Origin of the sequence: Streptomyces sp. URMC 124 (assembly GCF_051386455.1) — a bacterium.
In the GTDB taxonomy this organism is placed as follows: Bacteria; Actinomycetota; Actinomycetes; order Streptomycetales; family Streptomycetaceae; genus Streptomyces.
This window is the reverse complement of sequence record NZ_JBPQTS010000146.1, coordinates 1-19680: the sequence shown is the minus strand read 5'-3', so window position 1 is coordinate 19680 and position 19680 is coordinate 1. Positions and strand designations below refer to the sequence as shown.

The 19680-nt window shown below is 68.5% G+C and carries 17 protein-coding genes and 1 pseudogene; 12 read left to right on the top strand and 6 right to left on the bottom strand.

Translation table 11 applies throughout. The annotated features are described in order from the left end of the window. The first annotated feature begins 216 nt into the window (after positions 1-216). Together ACSNOG_RS25615 and ACSNOG_RS25610 are read left to right on the top strand one after the other, a co-directional pair. Positions 217-908, top strand: a pseudogene (locus tag ACSNOG_RS25615) (helix-turn-helix domain-containing protein). 82 nt (positions 909-990) lie between these two features. Further along, a complete protein-coding gene (locus ACSNOG_RS25610) occupies positions 991-1770 on the top strand; it encodes an alpha/beta fold hydrolase (protein WP_436755063.1) in 780 nt (259 codons plus the stop codon). Positions 1771-2373: 603 nt separating this feature from the next. Here the strand turns inward: ACSNOG_RS25610 and ACSNOG_RS25605 are convergent. The 3 genes from ACSNOG_RS25605 to ACSNOG_RS25595 all read right to left on the bottom strand — a co-directional run bounded on the left by ACSNOG_RS25605 (position 2374) and on the right by ACSNOG_RS25595 (position 4661). Next, entirely contained in the window at positions 2374-2742 is a 369-nt protein-coding gene (locus ACSNOG_RS25605) for a hypothetical protein (RefSeq protein ID WP_436755062.1), read from the bottom strand. A gap of 94 nt (positions 2743-2836) precedes the next feature. Continuing rightward, positions 2837-3382 carry a GNAT family N-acetyltransferase gene (locus tag ACSNOG_RS25600; protein WP_436755061.1) on the bottom strand — a complete coding sequence of 182 codons (546 nt, stop codon included), beginning with the start codon at positions 3380-3382 and terminating at the stop codon, positions 2837-2839. 343 nt (positions 3383-3725) lie between these two features. After that, entirely contained in the window at positions 3726-4661 is a 936-nt protein-coding gene (locus ACSNOG_RS25595) for an ankyrin repeat domain-containing protein (RefSeq protein WP_436755060.1), read from the bottom strand. A gap of 576 nt (positions 4662-5237) precedes the next feature. Here ACSNOG_RS25595 and ACSNOG_RS25590 point away from each other — a divergent pair. The 3 genes from ACSNOG_RS25590 to ACSNOG_RS25580 all read left to right on the top strand — a co-directional run bounded on the left by ACSNOG_RS25590 (position 5238) and on the right by ACSNOG_RS25580 (position 8787). Further along, positions 5238-5954 (top strand): hypothetical protein, encoded by a 717-nt coding sequence (locus ACSNOG_RS25590; RefSeq protein WP_436755059.1) that lies wholly within the window; start codon positions 5238-5240, stop codon positions 5952-5954. A gap of 458 nt (positions 5955-6412) precedes the next feature. Then, entirely contained in the window at positions 6413-6535 is a 123-nt protein-coding gene (locus ACSNOG_RS25585; protein ID WP_436755058.1) for a hypothetical protein, read from the top strand. Between the two features lie 290 nt (positions 6536-6825). Further along, entirely contained in the window at positions 6826-8787 is a 1962-nt protein-coding gene (locus ACSNOG_RS25580; RefSeq protein WP_436755057.1) for an ATP-binding cassette domain-containing protein, read from the top strand. A 2-nt stretch (positions 8788-8789) separates the two neighbouring features. On the opposite strand, the gene ACSNOG_RS25575 is transcribed toward ACSNOG_RS25580, so the two are convergent. Next, the gene (locus ACSNOG_RS25575) at positions 8790-9446 is read right to left on the bottom strand and encodes a hypothetical protein (protein ID WP_436755056.1); all 657 of its coding nucleotides are present in this window, start codon (positions 9444-9446) and stop codon (positions 8790-8792) included. 217 nt (positions 9447-9663) lie between these two features. Between ACSNOG_RS25575 and ACSNOG_RS25570 the strand changes: the two genes are divergently transcribed. Continuing rightward, positions 9664-11517 carry a hydroxysqualene dehydroxylase gene (locus ACSNOG_RS25570; RefSeq protein WP_436755055.1) on the top strand — a complete coding sequence of 618 codons (1854 nt, stop codon included), beginning with the start codon at positions 9664-9666 and terminating at the stop codon, positions 11515-11517. Between the two features lie 158 nt (positions 11518-11675). Here the strand turns inward: ACSNOG_RS25570 and ACSNOG_RS25565 are convergent, their stop codons facing one another. Next, entirely contained in the window at positions 11676-12527 is an 852-nt protein-coding gene (locus ACSNOG_RS25565; protein WP_436755054.1) for an RCC1 domain-containing protein, read from the bottom strand. A gap of 456 nt (positions 12528-12983) precedes the next feature. Between ACSNOG_RS25565 and ACSNOG_RS25560 the strand changes: the two genes are divergently transcribed. The 4 genes from ACSNOG_RS25560 to ACSNOG_RS25545 all read left to right on the top strand — a co-directional run bounded on the left by ACSNOG_RS25560 (position 12984) and on the right by ACSNOG_RS25545 (position 16527). Beyond that, positions 12984-14339, top strand: a complete 1356-nt coding sequence (locus ACSNOG_RS25560) for a cytochrome P450 (RefSeq protein ID WP_436755053.1) — start codon at positions 12984-12986, stop codon at positions 14337-14339. Continuing rightward, the gene (locus tag ACSNOG_RS25555) at positions 14336-15337 is read left to right on the top strand and encodes a terpene synthase family protein (protein ID WP_436755052.1); all 1002 of its coding nucleotides are present in this window, start codon (positions 14336-14338) and stop codon (positions 15335-15337) included. Before ACSNOG_RS25560 ends, ACSNOG_RS25555 begins: the two co-directional genes overlap by 4 nt. Before the next feature lie 244 nt (positions 15338-15581). Further along, positions 15582-16013, top strand: coding sequence for a hypothetical protein (locus tag ACSNOG_RS25550; protein WP_436755051.1), 432 nt, complete (start codon positions 15582-15584; stop codon positions 16011-16013). A 28-nt stretch (positions 16014-16041) separates the two neighbouring features. Then, positions 16042-16527 carry an SRPBCC domain-containing protein gene (locus ACSNOG_RS25545; protein WP_436755050.1) on the top strand — a complete coding sequence of 162 codons (486 nt, stop codon included), beginning with the start codon at positions 16042-16044 and terminating at the stop codon, positions 16525-16527. 24 nt (positions 16528-16551) lie between these two features. Here ACSNOG_RS25545 and ACSNOG_RS25540 read toward each other — a convergent pair whose 3' ends face one another. Then, positions 16552-17784 (bottom strand): hypothetical protein, encoded by a 1233-nt coding sequence (locus ACSNOG_RS25540; RefSeq protein WP_436755049.1) that lies wholly within the window; start codon positions 17782-17784, stop codon positions 16552-16554. A 245-nt stretch (positions 17785-18029) separates the two neighbouring features. Between ACSNOG_RS25540 and ACSNOG_RS25535 the strand changes: the two genes are divergently transcribed. Both ACSNOG_RS25535 and ACSNOG_RS25530 read left to right on the top strand, forming a co-directional pair. Continuing rightward, positions 18030-18614, top strand: a complete 585-nt coding sequence (locus ACSNOG_RS25535; protein WP_436755048.1) for a TerD family protein — start codon at positions 18030-18032, stop codon at positions 18612-18614. Positions 18615-18644: 30 nt separating this feature from the next. Further along, positions 18645-19680, top strand: a 1036-nt coding sequence (locus ACSNOG_RS25530) for a hypothetical protein (protein WP_436755047.1), incomplete at its 3' end; no start/stop codon positions are given.

The following is a 19680-nucleotide window of genomic DNA, read 5'->3' as shown; positions in this document are numbered from 1 at the left end:
GTTCCTGAAGCTCGCATCCCCGGAGCGTACTGTGCACCACTGACATCGACGCTGGTCAGGCCGACCATGAGAGGTCACATGATCCGCCGGACAGGCCCTAGCGGGATTTACTGACGGCGAGCACGGGCGGGAGTAGACCTCAGTTCGCGACTACTGAACGTGATTGGGTGATGTCGGAGCCGTTCACCTGATGGCGGGCGGTCCGCTCCGGTAGCCGTGGACCGTGAGATACGACAGGGCGGCGGGTTGACCGGCGCCGGGAGAGCCGTGCGGGGGCGCGTCCGGCTTCAGGCCGTGAAACGCTTCGAAGACGGGCAGAAGAGTAGGGAGATCGCTGCCGCGCTGCGGGTTAGCGAGCGGTCCGTGGAGCGGTGGCGCCGCCAGTGGCGCGAGCGCGGCGAAGCGGGGGTCCTGTCGAAGGGATCGCCTGGGCGACCGAGGCTCAACGAGAAGCAGATCGCCAGGCCGGGACGGGGGTTGGGACCCGGGCCGCTGGTCCACGGCTGGGCCGACCAGCGGTGGACACTGGCCCGGATCATGACGCTGATCGGCCGGCTGTTCCACGTGAGCTACCCGGTGGATGGCACCTGGCTGCTGCTGAGGCGGCACGGCTGGAGACCTGGTCGCTGGTAAGAGCACCGCGGCGGCGTGTAACGGCTGGATCGTCTTCGAGGACGAAGCCGGCCAGTCGATGACGCCGCCGCGTGCGAAGACTGCCGAGTTACTCGCCGGACCTGAACCCGCAAGAGGGCACCTGGTCGCTGGTCAAGCGCGACATCGGCAACCTCGCCGCAGCCGACCTCGGCCAGATCACCCGCGCCGTCAAGCACAAGCCCAAGCAGATCCAGTACTGCCCGGACCTGGTCGACGGCTGCCTTGCCGGTACCGGCCTGATCATGGACGGCTGACCGGCATCATGCATACGCCGTTGGGGCGAAGTCTCAAGTCGGCGGGATTCCGGCCCGGCCCGGAGGGGGGAGATCCAACGTTGTGACAGGCCATGCAGCTGGACACGTAATTCCGTACGAGGTGCAGGGCAGCGGTCCGGAGCGGGTTCTCGCACTCCACCACTGGCTCGGCGACAGGTCGAGTTTCGCCGATCTGCGGCGGTACCTGGACGGGAGCGCGTTCAGTTATGCGTTCGTGGACTGCCGTGGGTACGGCGAGGCGATGGACACCCCCGGCACGTACACGATGGAGGAGATCGCGGCGGACGCACTCGCCGTGGCCGACGACCTCGGCTGGAACACCTTCTCGGTCATCGGTCACTCCATGGGCGGTAAGGCGGTCCAGCTGATGTTGCTGGACGCCCCCTCGCGGGTCCGCTCGATCGTCGGCATCTCGCCGGTACCCGCGTCCGGGTTCCCACTTGAAGGGGAGATGTGGGACCTGTTCGTCGGGGCCGTGGAGGATTCCGGCAACCGCAGGACGATCTTTGACGTCACCACCGGTGGCCGGCATGACGATGCATGGCTGGATACCAGAGTGAGCGGCTCTGAACGCTCCTCGTCGGCGGCCCTGCGCTCGTACCTCGAATCCTGGACTCGTGGCTCCGACATCCACGAGCGGGTCGAGGGCAACCCAACCCCGGTGCTTGTCGTAGCCGGTGCGAACGACCCGGCGATGGGCCCCGAAACCATGCGGTCCACCTGGCTGCAGTGGTATCCGAACGCGGAGCTCGAGGTCTTCGACGACGCCGGCCACTTCGCCCCGGATGAGAGCCCGGAGGCCCTGGCGACAGTGGTCGAAGGCTTCCTCGGCCGCCACTGAAGTTGATTGCGTCTTCCCTGAGCGCGCCGGACCGCTCGATTGCGAGCAGATCAAGGATCCCGCCACAGCTGACCACCGGACACGGCACGAGGGTTGTCTACGATGCAGGGGGTGGGCTGTCACGTTCCACGATCTTCTGTGCCAGGGAGAGGATCTGCTGGAAGTCAGCCCCGTGGTGGTACTCCTTGGAGTGCCTTGGTGAGCGTTCCGGTAGGGCATTGATGAGCCTTCGCTCCCACCGTGGTGCTTCGGCGGAGTAACGCGAGGCCCACCCGTCGACGAGGGCGGCTCCATGCATGTTGGCCTCGTGTCGTAGGCGCATGATCCGCCCGAAGATGTCTGCAGTCCGTCCGAGCTTCACGTACGGGACCGGGCCCGCGAAGGAGAGCACGTAAAGACGCGGCTCGCCCTTGCTGAATTTCCCGCTGGCCGCGCCGATACGGCCCAGGACATGCTCCTCGAAGAAGCAAATGTCCCATGGAAGGGGTGGTGGCCGACCAGGGGCCAAGTACGCCTGAACCGCTTGAACGGCAGCCGCGTGTTCCTCGTGGCTGTGACAGGGCCGGATCCCTCTCGCAAAGCAGCTCGTGCCGACGGGTGCGCTCATGAGCTACGGTTCGTCCGCTCGTACTGGTTGCCGTAGCCCCGGGCCAGGCTGTTCGCGGGGCCCACGGACCGTGCGCGGCCCTCCAGCCACACCGCGTAGGCGACGGAGTGCAGCCGGGGCTCGGTGGCGGTGAGCCGGGCTGCCCAGTGTGACCGTCCTGGGCGCAGCCGACTCAAGGTATCGGCGTCAGCTATCTCGCACAGTCCGATCTTCCGGAGGGCGTCCACGGCCTTGAGGCCGATGCTGTAGCCGTTGGCGGCCCACCCGTGCCGGCTCCGGTCCTGCCCGTCGCGCCAGCCAGTCAGGTCCTGGTATTGCGACTCCTTCAGGACGCCCACACCGGCCCCTCCCGTGCTGCCTGTCATTTCATCGGCATCATGTCGCGCAGCCGGGCGCCAGGGCAGGAACTTCCCAGATTTGAGCGAGCGAATCAGCACGTCCGCCACTCCCCGACACCCGTCAGATGTCACCCGCAACGAGGGCGTGCAGATGCTGATCGTGCCACCCGTCCGCGTGCAGCAACGCGCCGCGCATGGTGCCTTCGAAGGAGTATCCCGCCTTGTCCGCGACACGGCAGGACGCCGGGTTGGCCACCGAGTGGCACAGACGCAGGCGGTGCAGACCCAGGTCGTTCAGTGCCCACCGGCTGACCTCCTGCGCGGCCGCGACCGCGACGCCGCCGCCCCGGGCCGGTGGCAGAATCCAGTAGACGATCTCGGCGCTTCCACCCTTGAGGTCGATGTCGCGCCACCCGATGAGCCCCAGCGCCTCGCCGCCGCCCGGCCGCGCGATGGCCCAGATCGCGCTCGATTCGCTCTGCCACCGTTCATGCATGCGCTCGATCCGCCGGCGCGCTTGGTCCGTTGTCTGCGCCGGCAGCAGGTTCCACTGCCGAATTGCGGGATCCCGGCCGGCGGCCACCAAGACGTCGGTGTCCGAAAGACGCCAGGGACGCAGCTCCAGACCGCAAGAAAGAGGGAGCACCGGCTGGGCATTTTGGGCCATGCGACCTGCGGAAACCACTTCCGCACTACGCGAGCTGGGGACATCGCGGCATCCTGCCACACCGATCAGGCAGACGAAACCCGCTGGCCGGCGTCGCCGAATGGACGCGGGTTCACCGTGGGCTCTTCGGCGTGGACTCATCGAGGTGTACATCTTCGGCGTGGACGTCTTCGACGACGTCACCGAAGGCGACGACCCACCGCTGGCCTCTTCGCCGGGCAGAAGGAGGAGGCCCACGGAAGGCTCTGCGGACTGAGCATGGCGGAGGCCGACGTTCAGCGTTGCCCTCCACTGAGGTGTCGTCGCGCCCCCGCGGGGAGGCCGGCCAACGGTGTTGCGGGCCTCAGCTCTCCCAGTCGCATTCCGGCAGTTCAACCCAGGCGTCCGGTTGCCCGGTCATGGCGCGTGCGTCAGTCGGGCGCAGTCCCACCCATGCACAGGCGTGGGCTAGGGGGTGATCGCGGTAGAGGTAAGCAAGCAGGACATCCTCGGAGGTGACCGTGTCGAACGGGTTCGGACCGCCGCCTGGGTGGAGGACCGATCCTTCGATGACACCGTCACGGACGACGCTGCCCTGGTTGCCGCTCTTGGCGTTGGCATACAGGCCGTAGCAGGCAGTTCCGGCGGACAGCCGCTTCTGCACACCGGAGACCTGCGGCATATAGCCCCAGGGCTGCGTAACGATGCACCCGCCCGGCACCGTGGTCACTCCGACGATCCGCAGGTCGTCATCGAAGGCGTGGCCGGCCACAGCATCCTCCTCAAGGGTCTGCAGCCTGCTGCCGAGCACGGGGGTAGCGTTCAAGCGGCGTATCGCTTCCCGAGCGTCGATACCGGCCACGCACACCAGACCCAAGCCCTCATGGTGGCAGTCTGCCAGCGCAGCGCGGAGCCGTTCGGCCTCGAGCACCGCCGCACGCTCGTCAGCGTCCAGTCCCTGCTGCCCTTCCGGCACTGCAAGCAGCTCCGGCCTCGGGCCGGCCAGAGTGAGCCGTCCCGGGGACCAACCGCCGAGCACCGGTTGCCAAGGATCGGCGCCGGCCGCGAGGAGTTCCTCCACAAACTCCAGCTGATCATCCATCAGCACTTGCCACAGACCCACCGTGCCGCCCACCGGCTCGCCATCGAAGTACCAGGCAAATTCCTCCTCTTCGGCGGGTGGCGCCACAAACGGCACCGCCGGATGCGCGGACGTGCCCTCGTCCTCGGTACCCGAGCGGGCACCGTTGCCCAGGCACTCCCGCGCCCCCGCACCCCGGCTGTCTTCCTTCGGTGTCACGCTGTTCCCCTCCCGTGCGATGCGGTGGCGGGGTATCGCCGCCGTACACCGAACAGCCTCCCATCAGGCACTGACATGAGTGTGGCGGCTGGGAGACCGCCTCCGGGACCCGGGGCCGACATCCGCCATCACCTTCGCGGCCACTACCGTGGCCTCGCGACGCTGGACGCCGTACTCAACCGGCGTGATGGCCCGGACGGCGCGGACGTCCTCTTCGAGCTCCTCGTGGACGTTCACCGGAGGCATACGCGACATGGGCGTCCCAGTACTACGGGCCCCCTGTCGACGTCGACGCCGTCCGCGCCGTCCGCGCCCTGCTGGCCGGCGCCCACTGGCGCCGCACATCGTCGCCTCGCTCAATCCGGAGATCGAGCTCGCCGATCTGGTCTGACCCAAGACACCTCGGAGATCGTTTACCGTCGGTCCGGCTACGCCGGGCAGCGCTTCGTCGCACTCACACCCGAGCGATGAGCCATACGGGTACACCGTGCGCTCACGTACCTCCGCCGGGCTTCGCATCAGTAGCTTGGTGCGTACATGCCCTGATGGGCGGCGTCGGATCAGGAGGAGTGCGCCATGCGCAGATGTTCCGTTGTCGCGGCGGCAGTTGCAGGGGCCGTCGCCCTGACCCTGGCAAGCACCGCCGTGGCGAAGCAGCCCGGGCCACGGCTGGCCGAACGCTATCTGAACCTCCACCAATGCGTCTACGTCGGCAGTGGCGGGCACTACACGAACGTGCTGCCGAACACGGCGAACACGGCATTCAACACAGGTACGAACGCCTCCAACACACCGGACACGGCGCTCTCGTGCGGCCCAGGGGGCGGGGGCTGGCGTTCCGCTCCCGCCAACTCAGCGGTCAAGGCCTTCGACCTCACCGCCGGCCGGTACCTGAACCTGCACCAGTGCGTGTACTTCTCAGCCGGGCAGCACTACACAGCCGTACTCCCGAACACACCGAACGCCAACTTCAACACCGGCACCAACGTCTCCAACACTGCGGACACCACGCTGACCTGCAGCCCGGGAGGGGGTGGCTGGAGGCTGCTGCCGGCCAACTCCGCCGTGCAGTCATTCGACCTGACCGACAACCGCTACCTCAACCTGCACCAATGCGTGTGGACGTCGGGCGGGCAGTACTACATGGGCCTACTGCCCAATACCCCCAACACCAACTTCAACACCGGCACCAACGCGTCCCGCACGGCCGACACGACGCTGAGCTGCCGCCCTGGCACCCCAGGCTGGTCTCTCGACCAACTCAACTCGGCCTACCGGCCACTGGGCAGTTGAGCCCGGCCTGACGTAAGCGGCGGATGCCCCCGGGGCCGTCATGGCACTGGGGGTATCCGGCCCCACGGCTCAGAGAAGAGTCGGGCGCGGCGGCCGACGAAAGTGTTACCGCAGATGATCAACGGGCCGTCATCGGCTACTGGTGGGCGCCCGGCCGGATGCGCTCGGGCCACAGCCACTTCGGGCCGGTGGCACACCGGCGACCGCGCGACACCCGGGCCACGTCAGGACTACTGGCATAGGGCGGCGTTGTACTGCACGCCCAACCAGAGGAATTCGCCGGTCTTGTGGAGTGCACGGACTTTCCATCGTCCTGCAGGTACCGGAACCGGAGCTTCGGCCGGCTGCCCTCCGCCGTCGGGGTCGGGCACGCCGAGATCCTTGCCTGCCACGGCTGAGTCCATGCACGAGGGGCCGCCAGATCCCTGATGGCTGTTGGACGCGCGAGCACTCGAGATGTGGTGGTTGTCAATCCCTACCTCGTGGACGGCGGTGACGGTGACCTGCACGTGCGGCGGCTTGTCATCGAAGGCCAGCGCATCGCGGGCGGTCTGCCGCGGCGACTCGCGGCCATAGCCTGACGCTACCCACGGGGCACCCTGTCGGCTGAAGTGGGAAAGGCGCGGGCTCCCGAAGAGTCTGGCAGCGTCGTGGAATACAGACCCTCTTCCGATCACGTGCCCGGCCCGGAAGGATGCGCAGCGTCCCGTCACGGAAGGAGCAATGCGAGCGCTCCTGACCTCTGCCTGGTTCCCGCCGACCGGACACGGGTCGCCTCGATCAAGCACCTGGCCATGCACAGGCCGCAAGAAGAGTCGGCCTCTACCGGCCCGCGTGCCGTTCGCCCCTGTATCCGGTTACCGGAGGTGCGATGAAGGTCCGAAAACCCCCCACTGATCCCCCGCTCTCCGAGAGCGAGCAACTCCTGTTCAGCGGCACCCTGCGCCACGACCAGACCTGGGCCCAGTACGCCAACCCGCTGCTGCGGATGTCGTTCTGGTCAATGGCGAAGCAGTTTCCCTCCATGCTGGCGATGATCACTCGCGTGGCCTGGCGGGAGGACCCGCGCGCGCTCCTCGTGCTCGTCGCCGCGCAGCTGGCCTCCGGCGTGATGACAGCATTCTTGCTGGTGGCGACGAACCAGGTCCTCGTACACCTCTTCGCCGACGGACCGACCCCCGACAAGCTGAGGGAATCGCTGCCGGCACTGCTCCTGGGTGGCGCTTCGTCCACCGGCTCGGTGCTGATCGGATGCCTGATGGTGCGCATCGAGGGGCACCTGTATCCGAAGATCGAGCTGTCGTGCACGAGCGCCTATTACAGCATGCTCGCCCATGTCGAGATGGCCGCCATGGAGGACAAGGACATCCAGCGGAAGCTGTCCCTGGGACAGCACGGCACCGATTCGGTCCGGCGAATGCTCGACAACTCCGTAGGCGTCATCAGCGGGCTGATGAGCCTGGGCGCAGCCGCCGTCGTTCTGGCCGCTCTCCACCCTCTGCTGGTCCTCGCGCTCGCGCTGATTGCCGCTCCCCGCTGGTGGGGCGCCGTGGTGGTGATGCGCCGCGCCTACGCCTCCCGCCACGCGTGGGTCGACCACGCCCGTGCCGCCGCCGTGCTCGTCTACCCCCTCACGCAGGCCAACTCCACGCCCGAACTGCGCGTGCACGGCGCCGGCCGGCTGCTGCTGCGTGCGCAGAAGGACATGGGGGCCACGGCAGCGAAGGAGAAAGCACGACTCGCGGGCGCTGAGGCCAACACGGAGATCGTGGCGGCCGCCATGTCCGGCACGGCACGCGTCGTTGCCTACGCGATCCTGTGGTGGCTCCTGGTGGCCGGCGGCATGCCGCTTGCCGCCGCAGGCACGGCCGTCGTTGCCATCCGTAGCGCGACCAGCTACCTGAACTCGGTCGTCAGCCAGCTGAACCGCATGTTCGAGGAGTCGCTGTACCTGAAGGACATGAACGAAGCCATCCGGCTCGGGGCACAGCACCGCATTCCCTCGGACGGTGCCCTCATTACGGGACGTGGCCTTGAGGTCGAAGTAACCGGCATGTCGTTCCGGTACCCCAACACCGAGAAGTACGCGCTGCGTGAGCTGTCCTTGACGATCCCCAAGGGCAAGGTCGTGGCGCTGGTAGGAGAGAACGGCTCCGGGAAGACCACCCTCGCCGGCGTCGTCGCCGGCCTGTATCTGCCCACGCACGGCACGGTCACGTACAACGGCGTGGAGGTCCGCGAGGCGAACCGGGAGAGCATCTTCGACCAGGTGGCGCTGCTGCCCCAGGACGTCAACTGCTGGCCCATGACGGTGGGCGCGAACATCCACATCGGCGACGGCGACAAGCCGATGGACCGCACGGCGATCGCGGCGGCGGCCGAGCGCGCGGCCATCCGAACGGTGATCGAGGAGCTGCCGCACCAGTTCGACTCCATCGCCCTGAAGGGCTTCGAGCGCGGGGTGAAGCTTTCCGGCGGACAGTGGCAGCGCGTCGGGGCCGCGCGACTGGTGTATCGCGGGCGACACCTGGTCATCGTGGACGAGCCGACCGCAGCACTCGACGCCCGGGCCGAAGTGGAGATGTTCGAGTCACTTCGGTCGCTGACGGACGACGGCATCACCACGGTCCTGCTCATCACGCACCGGCTCGCCGCGACCGCCTCCGCGGACATGATCTACGTTCTTCACGAAGGCACTCTGCTGGAGTCCGGCTCCCACCAGGAGCTCATGCTCCATGAGAATGGGCACTACCGCGAGCTGTACCGTCTGCAGGCCTCCCAGTACGACACCGACGCTGAGGCCTCCGGGAAGGTGCCCACCCAGAAGACATGAAGTCAAGGATGGGAAGGGGCCTGGCCGACGCTGTAGATCCGGTCGCGGAGTTCCGTCTCGGCCCGGTCCAGGTCAGTTCCCAGGTCGAGCCAGACCCGGTCCTCGCGTCGGCCGGGCTCGTCAAGTCTGACGGCGACCCAGGAGAACGCACCATGGAGAATCTCCCGACTGCGCCCGGGGCTGGTCACGGAGAGCGCGAAGGACAGGGCAATGCCGACCCGGGTGACGATCATGTGGCTCGGATCGTCCGGTTGGAGGCGGCCTCCGGTGAGGTATCGCGGAACGTCCAGGACCTTGATCCACTCCACAACCGTTCCAGGGACCTGTCCGTCCAAGACCCCTGCGATCGAGTCGCGCACTGCGACGGCGGGCTGTTCACCGAGCCAGTCCAGCCAGTGCTCGGAATCCGTGAGCTTGGTGAAGTCGTCCTTGGGCGGGCCGTAGTTCGGATTCTTCACGAACTCGCCGGTCAGCTTCCCGTCCTCCCCGACCCTCCAGACACCGCGGACCGCTTCCCCTGGGACGTAGCCGTTGGGGTCACTGACGAGATCAGGGTCGATCACCGCAACCGAGCCGCCCGGGTTCGCAGCCGCCTCCGCGACGAGCTCGGGCGGAGGCGACTGCGAGATGCGACGTCGCTCGGCCGGTATGTCCCCCATGTAAGTCACCTTTCGGCTGGTTCGTTCGAGGAGGTCAGCACCACCCCCGCCGGGGGCATATTTTCATGAGCGCTGGCGCCCTATGTCTCGGGGGCTGGAGCGAAGCCGGTCTCACTGCGCAGGCGCCGGCGCTCTCTCCTTGTCTTTGTGAGGATGCTGTGGGTGACAGGTCATGCGGCTCCTGGCCCCTGGGAACCTTCCCTACCCTCTGGTACTCATGACAACAGAACACGCGCAGCAGTCCCAGGGGCACAGCGAGCACAGCCGCAGACGCTTCCTGACAGCGACCGCGGGAGCGGTCACCGGAGTCGCCGGAGTCGCCGGAGTCGCCGGTGGGGGAACGGTCGGCGTCGTAGGGGCTGCCGGGAGCGCGGCCGCGGCCTCCGCCGGCAAGCGCGTCGCCGTCCTCGGTGGTGGAGTCTCCGGCCTCAGTGCCGCACACGAACTCGCCGAACGCGGCTACGAGGTCACGGTCTACGAGTACCACGACGCCCTCGGCGGCAAGGCCCGCTCCATGGACGTCCCCGGGACCGGAACCGGCGTCCGCAAACCGCTTCCCGGTGAGCACGGTTTCCGCTTCTTCCCCGGCTTCTACCGGAATCTGCCGGACACCATGCGCCGCATCCCCTTTCCCGGCAGCGCGGACGGCGTCCGCGGCAACCTCCGCAGCGGTACGGAGGCGTTGTTCGCGCGCGGCTCGGGCCGCCCGGACCTGCACTTTCCGCTCCGCCGGGTCACCACCCCACCCGCCCTCGGCGGCCTCACCCCGTCCTGGATCCGCGACCAGATCCTGTCGGTGCTGGACCTGGCCACTCGCCTGCCCGCGCACGAGGCCGCCTACTTCGCCGACCGCCTCCTGGTCCACCTCACCAGTTGCGACGCCCGCCGCGAGGGCCAGTGGGAGAAGGTCGCGTGGTGGGACTTCATCCGGGCCGGCGAGATGAGCCGCGAGTACCAGGTGGTCCTCGGCATCGGCCAGACCCGCAACCTCGTCGCCACCCGCGCCGAGGTCGCCTCCACCCGTACCGTCGGCCGCGTCATCATCGAGGCCCTCCTCCTGTGGGGCCTGCTCGGCCGCGGCATGGACGGCGACGCGGACATCGACCGGGTACTGAACGCGCCGACGAGTGAGGCGTGGATCGATCCCTGGGAGACGTATCTGCGCTCCCTGGGCGTCGAGTTCGTGCTCGGCACCGAGGTCCGGGAGGTGGTGTGCGGCGGAGGCCGGGTGACCGGGGTACGGGTCGCGGCGCGTGACGGGAGCCGGCAGCGCACCATCACCGCCGACCACTACGTCTCCGCCCTGCCGGTCGAGCACGCGCGCGCGACCTGGGGCCCGGCTCTGCGCGCCGCCGACCCGCAGCTCGGGCGTTGCGACGCGCTGAAGACGGACTGGATGACCGGCGTGATGTTCTACCTGCGCACGCCCACCCCCGTCGTGCACGGCCACATCAACTGCCTCGACTCGCCGTGGGCGGTCACCGCAATCGGACAGACGCAGTTCTGGGACGTACGGAACTTTTCGCGCGACTACGGGGACGGGCAGGCCCGCGAGTGCCTGTCCACGATCATCTCCGAGTGGGACAAGCCCGGCATCCTGTACGGCAAGACGGCCCGTGAGTGCAGCAAGGACGAGATCGTCGCCGAACTGTGGGCCCAGCTGAAGGACGCGCTGAACGACTCCGGGAAGACGACGCTCAGGGACGGGGACCGGCTCGGCTGGTTCATGGACCCGGCGGTGGCGGGCCTGGGCGGCCCCGATCCGCAGAATCGCGAACAGCTCCTCATTCACCCCACCGGCACCTTGTACCACCGCCCGTCGGCGAGGACAAAGGTGCCGAACTTCTTCCTCGCGGGTGACTACGTCCGCACGGATGTGGACCTGGCGACCATGGAGGGCGCCAACGAGTCCGCGCGACGTGCGGTCAACGCGCTCCTGGACGTAGAGAATTCGGACGCTGAACGGTGTCACATCCGGGAGTTGTTCCGGCCGCCGGAAATGGAGCCCCTGAAGCGGGTCGACGAGGTGCGCTACCGGCTGGGGCTGCCCAACACCTTCGACCTGGGGTAGCGCGGGCCTCGCGGAAGCCCAGCTGATCGAGGATCAGGTTCGGCTTTCCACGCAAGCGCGAGACCTTTGCGGCTGACCTGCCGGGTCAGGGTTCGATATGAGGTCCGTGAGGCTCGCGAATGACGGCATGGCAGTTCGCCTTGGCGCGGCTCGGAAGCCTATGGAAGCCGGACTCCGGACCACGCGTCGACTTCGCACTGTCTGTCGGCATTGTTCCCTGCGGTCACCACTGTGCCGTCGGCACGCAGGCCAAGGGTGTGCGTGGAACCGGCCGCCACGGCGACGATGTCGCGCCAGTCGCCGACTTCGCACTGTCCGTAGCTGTCGTCTCCCGCTGCGAGGACCCACCCGGACGCAGTGACCCCGACGGTGTGGTAACTGCCCGCGTCGAGCGCCACCACGTCTTCCCATTCATCGACCTCGCACGCCCCGGTTGCCCGGTCTCCGGTAGCTACTGCCCGCCCGTCGGCTCTCAGGCCGACGGTATGGAGGTACCCGGCCGAAACGGCGGCCAGGTCACGCCACCCTTCAACGGCGCACTGCCGTCGTCGGTTGTTCCCCGCGGCCACTGCAGAACCGTCCGACCGGACGCCGACCGAGTGCCAGTCACCACACGAGAGAGCGACCATCTCGCGCCAGGACTGCACGTCGCACTGTCCCTCTGAACTCCGGCCAGCTGCTAGCACGCGACCATTCGCGAGTAGCCCGAGCGTGCGGCGCCAGCCTGCGGCCACCGCCGTGACGCCTTGCCATCCGGCGACATCACATTGCCCATCGCCGTTCCACCCCGTCGCCAGCACTCTGCCGTCCGACCGGAGTGCCACCGTATGAGACCTGCCCGTGTTCGGCGCGGTATGGACGTTGCCGGCTGCCACCGCGGTGACGTCTTCCCATCGCTCGACACGACACTCAGCGGCTGCGGTATTGCCCACCGCGAGAACGGTTCCATCCCAGCGCCGTCCGACCGAATGACGCCTTCCGGCCGCCAGCGCTGACGAGTTGGCCAGCATTCCGCCTCCTTGTGCCGGCGCGAGTTCGCGACATGGGATTCCACCTTACTTTGCGCTGGAATCAGCCGTAGAGGCGCTTCGGGCGGCGCAGCGGTTGGCCGCGTTTCGCCCGGATCAGTCCTTAGGCGCGAACGCCCCGGCCGGATTCACCGACACGCCCTCGTTGGACGGGCCGTCCGGGCCGGGCCGGGGCTCCTGCGGGCGGGGAGAGTGGCGCCGCCGGACGACTGGATCCGTTTCTCTCGAAGGGTACGGAACAGGGGCACTCGTGTTCTCCAAGTGCTCCGGGTGGGTGAGGTGGGCGACCGCTTAATTCCCCTTCCGGTGGAAAGCCTGATGGAAAGCTCGTCGGTGGGCAGGGTCGAAGGAGATTCCTTCCTCTTAGCGAGGCGGCAGTTTCCAGTGCCTGTTGATCGCGGGCGAACGCATCCGGAGCCGGCCGCAGAAGGAGCAGAGATGACCAGTAGCGCCGCATTCCCGGCCACCCTCGCCACGGCCCCCGGGGCGATGCCACTGGTGGGTCACGCGATTCCCCTGCTGCGCTCGCCCCTCTCCTTCCTGAACGGGCTGGCCGGCCTCGGCGACCTGGTGCGCATCAAAGCCGGCCCGTTCACCGTGCTGGTCGTCTGTGACCCGGACCTGACCCATGAAGTCCTGGTCAACGACCATTTATTCGACAAAGGCGGCCCGATCTTCGAGCGAGCGCGGGAAGTCGTCGGCAATTCACTGATCACCTGTCCGCACACCCAGCACCGCCGCCAGCGGCGCCTGACGCAGCCGGCCTTCCATCACTCCCGCATGGACGGCTACGGGAAGGTGATGACCGAGCAGACGGCCCGCACGCTCCGAGGGTGGCGTGACGGGCAGGAGATCAACGTCACCGACGCCATGATGGAGCTCAATGCCCGCATCACCGCCGCCGCGATGTTCGGCGGCAGCCTTCCGGACACCACGTTCCGGCAGGTGGTGGCCGACCTGCACACCGTGTTCAACGGCATGTACTGGCGGGCCTTCACGCCGCCCGGCGTGGCCTGGCTGCTGGCGCCCTTCAACCGCCGTTACGACGCCGCACGTCGCCGCCTGCGTGCGTCAGTGGCGCGCATCATTGCCGACCACCGCAGGCGCGGCGACGACCAGGGCGATCTGCTGTCCATGCTCATCGCCACCCGCACCCAGCAGGACGGGGCGCTCACCGACCACGAGATCGCCGACCAAGTGGTGGCGTTCTTCGTCGCCGGGGCGGAGACGACCGGCGCCACCGTCGCCTGGGCCTTGCACGCTCTGACCCGGCATCCGCAGGTCGAGGAGGCACTGCACGCGGAGGCCGATGAGGTGCTGGGCGGCCGCACGGCGCGGTTCGAGGACCTTCCCCGCCTTGACCTGACGGGGCGGGTGATCCGGGAGACGTTGCGCCGGTACTCGCCGGTGTGGATGCTGACCCGCACGGTCACTCGTGACACCACGCTGGGCGGCCACGCCGTCAAGGGTGGTTCGGCGGTGATGTACAGCCACTGGATCATCCACCACCGCAGCGACCTGTACGAGGAGCCGTACCGGTTCGATCCCGGGCGCTGGGCCGCGGACGCGGCTCCCATCCGCCGCGAGGCCGTGATCCCGTTCGGGGCCGGTCCGCACAAATGCATCGGTGACGTCTTTGCTCTGCAGGCCATGACGATCCAGCTCGCCACGCTGGCGGGGCGCTGGCGGATGCGACCGGTGCCGGGCAAGCGGGTCCGGCCGAGACCGGTGGCGGTGCTCAAGCCGGACGGCCTGGTCCTGCGGGCCGTCAGCCGTACAGGGGAGGCAACGTGACGGCCTCCGGGCTGGTCATGCCCTTCCCCCACCGCATCAGTGCGGACCTGGAGCGTGCTCGCGCCCACGGTCTGGCCTGGGCCAGGAGGACAGGGCTGGTGAACGGCCCGAAAGCCATCGCCTACTGGAAAGCGTGCGCCTGGCCGGAGCAGGCGTGCCTGTACTGGCCGTACGCCCGGGGTGAGGCCGCCGACCTGGCTACCGACACGATCACTTTCTACTTCTTCTTCGACGATCAGTTCGATGCCGAACTGGGTCGTCACCCCGGCGAAGTGCTCCGCATCCAGAAGGAACTGGCCGCCATCACCCGGACGGACGGCGTGACGGATTCGAGCGCGCCGGTCATGGTCGCCTTCGCCGACATCTGGCGGCGCCTTGTTCGGGGCATGTCCCCTATCTGGCGGGAGCGGGCGGGGCGGCACTGGCGGCAGTACTTCCACGGCCAGATCGGCGAGGCCGTGGAACGCGAGCGGGGCACCCTCCACACGATGGAGACCTACCTCGCCGTGCGCCGCTACACCGTAGGCGCGGAGACCTCCACCGACTCCATCGAACGGTTCGGCGGCTTCGAGGTTCCCGAGGAAGTCAGCGGCTGTCCCCAGCTCCGTGTCCTGCGGCAGCTCTCGTCCGACATCCTCATGCACAGCAACGACCTGCACTCCTTCCACAAGGAGACCGCACACGGCGAGGTCAACAACTTGATCTGCATCACCGCTCGCGAAGAGGGCCTGGAGACGGAGGAGGCGATCGAGCGAGTGCGCCGCAACGGCAACGCGATGATCGAGCGGTTCTGCACCATGGAGGAACGCGACGTCCCCCAGATCCTCGCCGTATTGGGCCCGGAATACCATGAAACGGTTCCGGCCTGGATCGATGCCCTCAAGGCAGGCATGTACGGGTACGACACCTGGGGGAACACCACCAGCCGCTATCTGGGGGATCTACGGCCCGAACGCGCCCTGGGCCATCTCGAAGACCTCACCAGCGACCGGGGATGAAGGTCCTGTGAGCCGCCCGTCGCCTCGCTGTGCCGGGCGTGCGCCGAAGCCGGGCAGGACGCGGCCGCGTGACCGCGCCCGCAGCCGGGCGGCTATCGCTTGGGCTGGTTTATCGGCCATACTGCCCGCCGTGGAACACCGCCTGGGCCAGAGCAGCCCGCCCCTGCACGCCGCCGGAACCGACCCGGCGTTCATCCCCGGCCTCACCCCGCCCCGCCCTGCCGAGGCCGAGGAGCCTGCGACGGTGCCTGCGGACGTCGTACCGGGTGCCGATGCCGTCGCTGCTTCAGAACCGAACCCGGAAACGGAAGCAGAAGCAGAAGCAGAAACGGAAGCAGAAGCGGAAGCGGCTGTCGCCGATGAGGAGCCGCGACCGGTTGCCGACGGGCCGGTCTTCGAGGTGTCCGACCGCCGCAGCTCGATCACCGTCGACAGCTCCGGCGTCACGTTCCGGCTGGACGACGAGACGGCCGAGTTCGACTGGTCGGAGATCGGCGCGGTGGAGACGGACACTCCGCGGTTCGACCGCCGGCTCACCGTGAGGGTGTACACCACCAACCGGCGCAGCTACCACGTTCACGTCGAGGCACCCAAGCGGAACCTCCGCCGGCAGTGGGCGACGGAACTGGACACCGTACTCGACTCCTACTTCGAAGACACCGATACCGCTCACTGACCAGCGGAGACGACAAGGCGTGCACACCGTGGACCAGGAGAACGTAAGCGCCACCCTGACCGTCGCCGTGCCCGCCGCGAGGGTATTTGCGGTGCTGGCGGACCCGACGGCACATGCTGCGATCGACGGCACCGGCTGGGTGCAGAAAGCTGCCGAACCGGCGCCGCTGACCGAGCCGGGGCAGATCTTCCGGATGGACATGTATCACCCCGGCCATCCGAACGGTCACTACCAGGTGGCCAACAAGGTCCACGTACTCGACCCGCTGCGCGCCATCGGCTGGCTGACCGGGCAGGAGAAGGACGACGGCCGCCTGGAGTTCGGCGGCTGGACGTGGCGGTACGACCTGACGCCGCTCGGCCCCTCCGAAACCGAGGTCACCCTCACCTACGACTGGTCGGCAGTGCCGCGGTCCATCCGGGAGTACCTCCACTTCCCGCCGTTCGGCCCCGAGCACCTCGTCAACTCACTGCGCCACCTCGCCGAGCTCGCCGAGCTCGCCTCCGGCGGGTGAGGCCGACGACGCGGGCCGCGGCTGTCAGCGGCGGAGTCTGACGCGGTAGACGCGCCGCAGGGCCGGGTGTTCGGCCAGGCACCAGAGGCGGCCCGCGTCGTAGCTGAGGTCCTCGGGGCCGATGGCGAGCGTTCCGTTCTTCTTCGGGCGGCCCGTGCGACCCTTGTGCAGCCACAGCTGGCCGGCCTTCGGGGCGCGCAGCCTGGTGTCCTCCGGGCCCTTTCTGCCGCGGACGTTGGCGGCGTAGTAGGCGTCGCCGCCGACCGCGACCGCGCCTTGGACGTAGGACTCGGACGTCCAGTTCTCGTCGGACTGCCCGTCGGTCAGGTAGCCGGTCCCGCTCAGGTTCCAGCGCACGACTCTTCCCCTGCTGCCCTCGAGGAACTCGCTGACGACGAGGGAGTGGGGTGCGTTGCGGCGGGTGCGGTCCAGTGACAACTGCGAGTGCCGCAGCGTGCTGCCGCCCTGGTTCTCGTACAGGTGGTGCAGCGGAAGGATGTAGTCGTAGCCGAAGGCCTTGCGCTTGTCCGCTCCCTTCACCCTGACCATCCGGGCGAGGTCGAAAGCGCTCACCCCGCCCTGTTTGAAAGGCGCCAGTCGGCCGGGCAGGTTGGCTACGTAGAGGAAGTTGCCGACCCAGGCCACGCCTCCCGCGTGCATGATCACCGGGTTGAAGGTGGCGGTGTCCGAGCTGTGCAGCTGACTGGGCTCGACCAGCAGCACGTGCTCGTAGCGCGGCCGCTTCGGGTCTCCGGTCACATCGATGAAAGTGATCCGGGCGCCCCGGTTCTCGTAGTTCTCGTAGCCGTACCAGCTGACCGCGACGACCTTCCGGCCACCCACCGTGCCGCCGTAGCCGTCGACGCTGGTGCTGATGCCCTGCGGATACCACTGAGCGGTGTTGCCGTCCAGCTTGCCGTGCGGGTCCTTGGTGTCCGGGTCCCAGGAGAAACCGTAGTCGAAGCCGGTGGGTTCGGCGCCCTTGCCGGCCCCGTCCCGCCAGTCGCCCACCGGGCCACCCGCGCGCCGCGGCTGCCGCAGCACGTCCCTGACCAGGTCAGCGGGTTCCAGACGGCGGCGCAGGGTGTCGGCCGCCGCGGACCAGTTGCGGTGGTGCTCCGACGGGCTCAGCCGCATCGCCAGGGCGAAACCGCCGGGCGCGGCCTGTGCCGCGGGCGGTACGAGGAGGCCGTCGGCGGTGGCGGCCAGGGGCGCTGCGGCCAGACCGCGCAGGATCGTTCTTCGCGTGAAGTCCATGGCCAGGCACCGTAGGGGCGGAATGTTCCATTCGGTACGGGTCGAGACGGGTGGGTCCGGGTGGTCAGGGTGGGGCATCGGCGTAACCGGCTGCCCCGGAGCGCCCGCACCGCGCTCGCTGCCGCCCTGCCGTGCTGGGGCGCTTCCGGCCCGTTACGGCAATGGGACCCGTTGCGTGGAACCACATGGGTGCCAGGCACACTCTGTGTGTGGTGTAGTCCCATGCACAGAAAGTTGCTCCACACATGATCACGCTCACCAAGGAAGACGGCCCGGCGGACCTGGACGGGGTGACTCACCTGTCCATCGGTGTGTCCTGGGATCCCACGGCCGGCAGCAGCGGCGGTGTCATGGGCCTGCTCCGCCGCAAGGCCGGCACGGACCTCGACCTGATAGCCATCGCCATGCAGGGCTCGGATCCGGTGCGCCTGGCCGGCCTCGACTCCCTCAACCCCATGGGCAACGGCTCCCTCGTCCACAGCGGCGACAACCAGACGGGCCGCGGGGACGGCGACGACGAGACCGTCACGGTCGAGTTCGCGCGCGTCCCGGCCAACATCACCTCGATCGTGGTCGTCGCCGCCGCCTTCAAGAAGGGCAGCTCCTTCCAGAAGGCGCGCAACATCAGCTTCAAGGTCTACGACGCGAGCGGCGGCAGCTCGCAGCAGGTCGCCGACATCTGGCCCAGCCTGCTCACCCAGGACAACGGCTGCGCCGTGGCCAAGGCCGTGCGGGCCGGCGGTGCGTGGAAGCTCGAAGTGATCAACGTGACGGGGAAGATCAAGCAGGGCGACGAGCACGCGCTGATGCGCTTCGCCGTCAGCAAGTAGGACCGAGCACATGGATGTACGGGGGTTGATGTGAGCCAGGCGCTCTACAGCGAGCGGTCGTGGAACCCGCTGGCGCGAACCGTGGAGCTGTCCGAAGCCGGCCTGCGCAGGGGTGGTACCACCACGCCGCTGAGCGAGCTGAACCTCGGCGCCATGGCCGAGGCGTTCCGGCGCGGCCACTGGCTCGGGGGCGGCGGAGCGGAGCGCCCGCTGGAGCGGCTGCCGGACGGGGTCGGCGTCGTCCCGGTGACACGTGCCACCGGGACCACCATTTTGGTGAAGGTCCGTCAGGCAGCTGAGTTTTCCCGGAACTTGGGCGAGCTGGCGGTACGTCAGTGCGGTGGCCCGGAGCAGGTGGCCGCCCTGGCGGACCGGGCTCGCGCCGAGGGTGTACCGCTGTGGATGGCGCGGCGGTTCGCGCCGGGACCCGCCGGACCGGTCACCGTCGCCGTGGACCGGCGGCTGGTACGCGTCGATGTGTGGGGACCGTACGCCCCCGTCGTACGGCTGCGGGCGCCCGCCGGCTTCCACCGGGACTCCCCCGACCCCTCCAACGGCCTGCGCATGACCGTCGGCGACGCCACGGCGCAGGTCGTCCTCAAGAAGAAGCTGCGGAAGTCCAAGAGCTCGGTGGAGGTACGGCTGCCGGGGCAGCAGTGGGTGCTGCGGCGGGAGAACGCGGCCAGTTCGTGGCTGCTGCGCAACGAGCAGCGCGTCGCCCTGCTGACGCGTCCCCCGCGCCGCCCGGCGCTCGAGCCGGGCGCGGTCCTGCTGCCGCTGGCCCCCGTGCACCATGAGAGCCCCGATCCGCTGGACGCCGTCATGGCCCACGTCTTCGCCGTGTCCTTCGGCCTCGGGGACACGACGGGGCTGGCACGCTTCCGCGCGGAGCGGCGCCCGGCGCAGGGGGGTGAGCCGATCGCCACCGACGACTTCTGGGAGCGCCCCTGGTTCACCAACCTGGGGAAGGGTGGCGAGGACAATGAGCCCGGCGTCCGCTACCTCGATGTCCCGGCGGACGAGGTGTTCGTCGAGGCCGTCACGGCGAACATCTCCCATGGCCTGC

Excerpts from the sequence above, each read along its gene's own strand:
- ACSNOG_RS25590 (WP_436755059.1), top strand. The coding sequence starts at position 5,238 with ATGCGCAGATGTTCCGTTGTCGCGGCGGCAGTTGCAGGGGCCGTCGCC.
- ACSNOG_RS25540 (WP_436755049.1), bottom strand. The coding sequence starts at position 17,784 with ATGGACTTCACGCGAAGAACGATCCTGCGCGGTCTGGCCGCAGCGCCC.
- ACSNOG_RS25535 (WP_436755048.1), top strand. The coding sequence starts at position 18,030 with ATGATCACGCTCACCAAGGAAGACGGCCCGGCGGACCTGGACGGGGTG.
- ACSNOG_RS25580 (WP_436755057.1), top strand. The coding sequence starts at position 6,826 with ATGAAGGTCCGAAAACCCCCCACTGATCCCCCGCTCTCCGAGAGCGAG.
- ACSNOG_RS25560 (WP_436755053.1), top strand. The coding sequence starts at position 12,984 with ATGACCAGTAGCGCCGCATTCCCGGCCACCCTCGCCACGGCCCCCGGG.
- ACSNOG_RS25575 (WP_436755056.1), bottom strand. The coding sequence starts at position 9,446 with ATGGGGGACATACCGGCCGAGCGACGTCGCATCTCGCAGTCGCCTCCG.
- ACSNOG_RS25565 (WP_436755054.1), bottom strand. The coding sequence starts at position 12,527 with ATGCTGGCCAACTCGTCAGCGCTGGCGGCCGGAAGGCGTCATTCGGTC.
- ACSNOG_RS25570 (WP_436755055.1), top strand. The coding sequence starts at position 9,664 with ATGACAACAGAACACGCGCAGCAGTCCCAGGGGCACAGCGAGCACAGC.
- ACSNOG_RS25605 (WP_436755062.1), bottom strand. The coding sequence starts at position 2,742 with ATGACAGGCAGCACGGGAGGGGCCGGTGTGGGCGTCCTGAAGGAGTCG.
- ACSNOG_RS25600 (WP_436755061.1), bottom strand. The coding sequence starts at position 3,382 with ATGGCCCAAAATGCCCAGCCGGTGCTCCCTCTTTCTTGCGGTCTGGAG.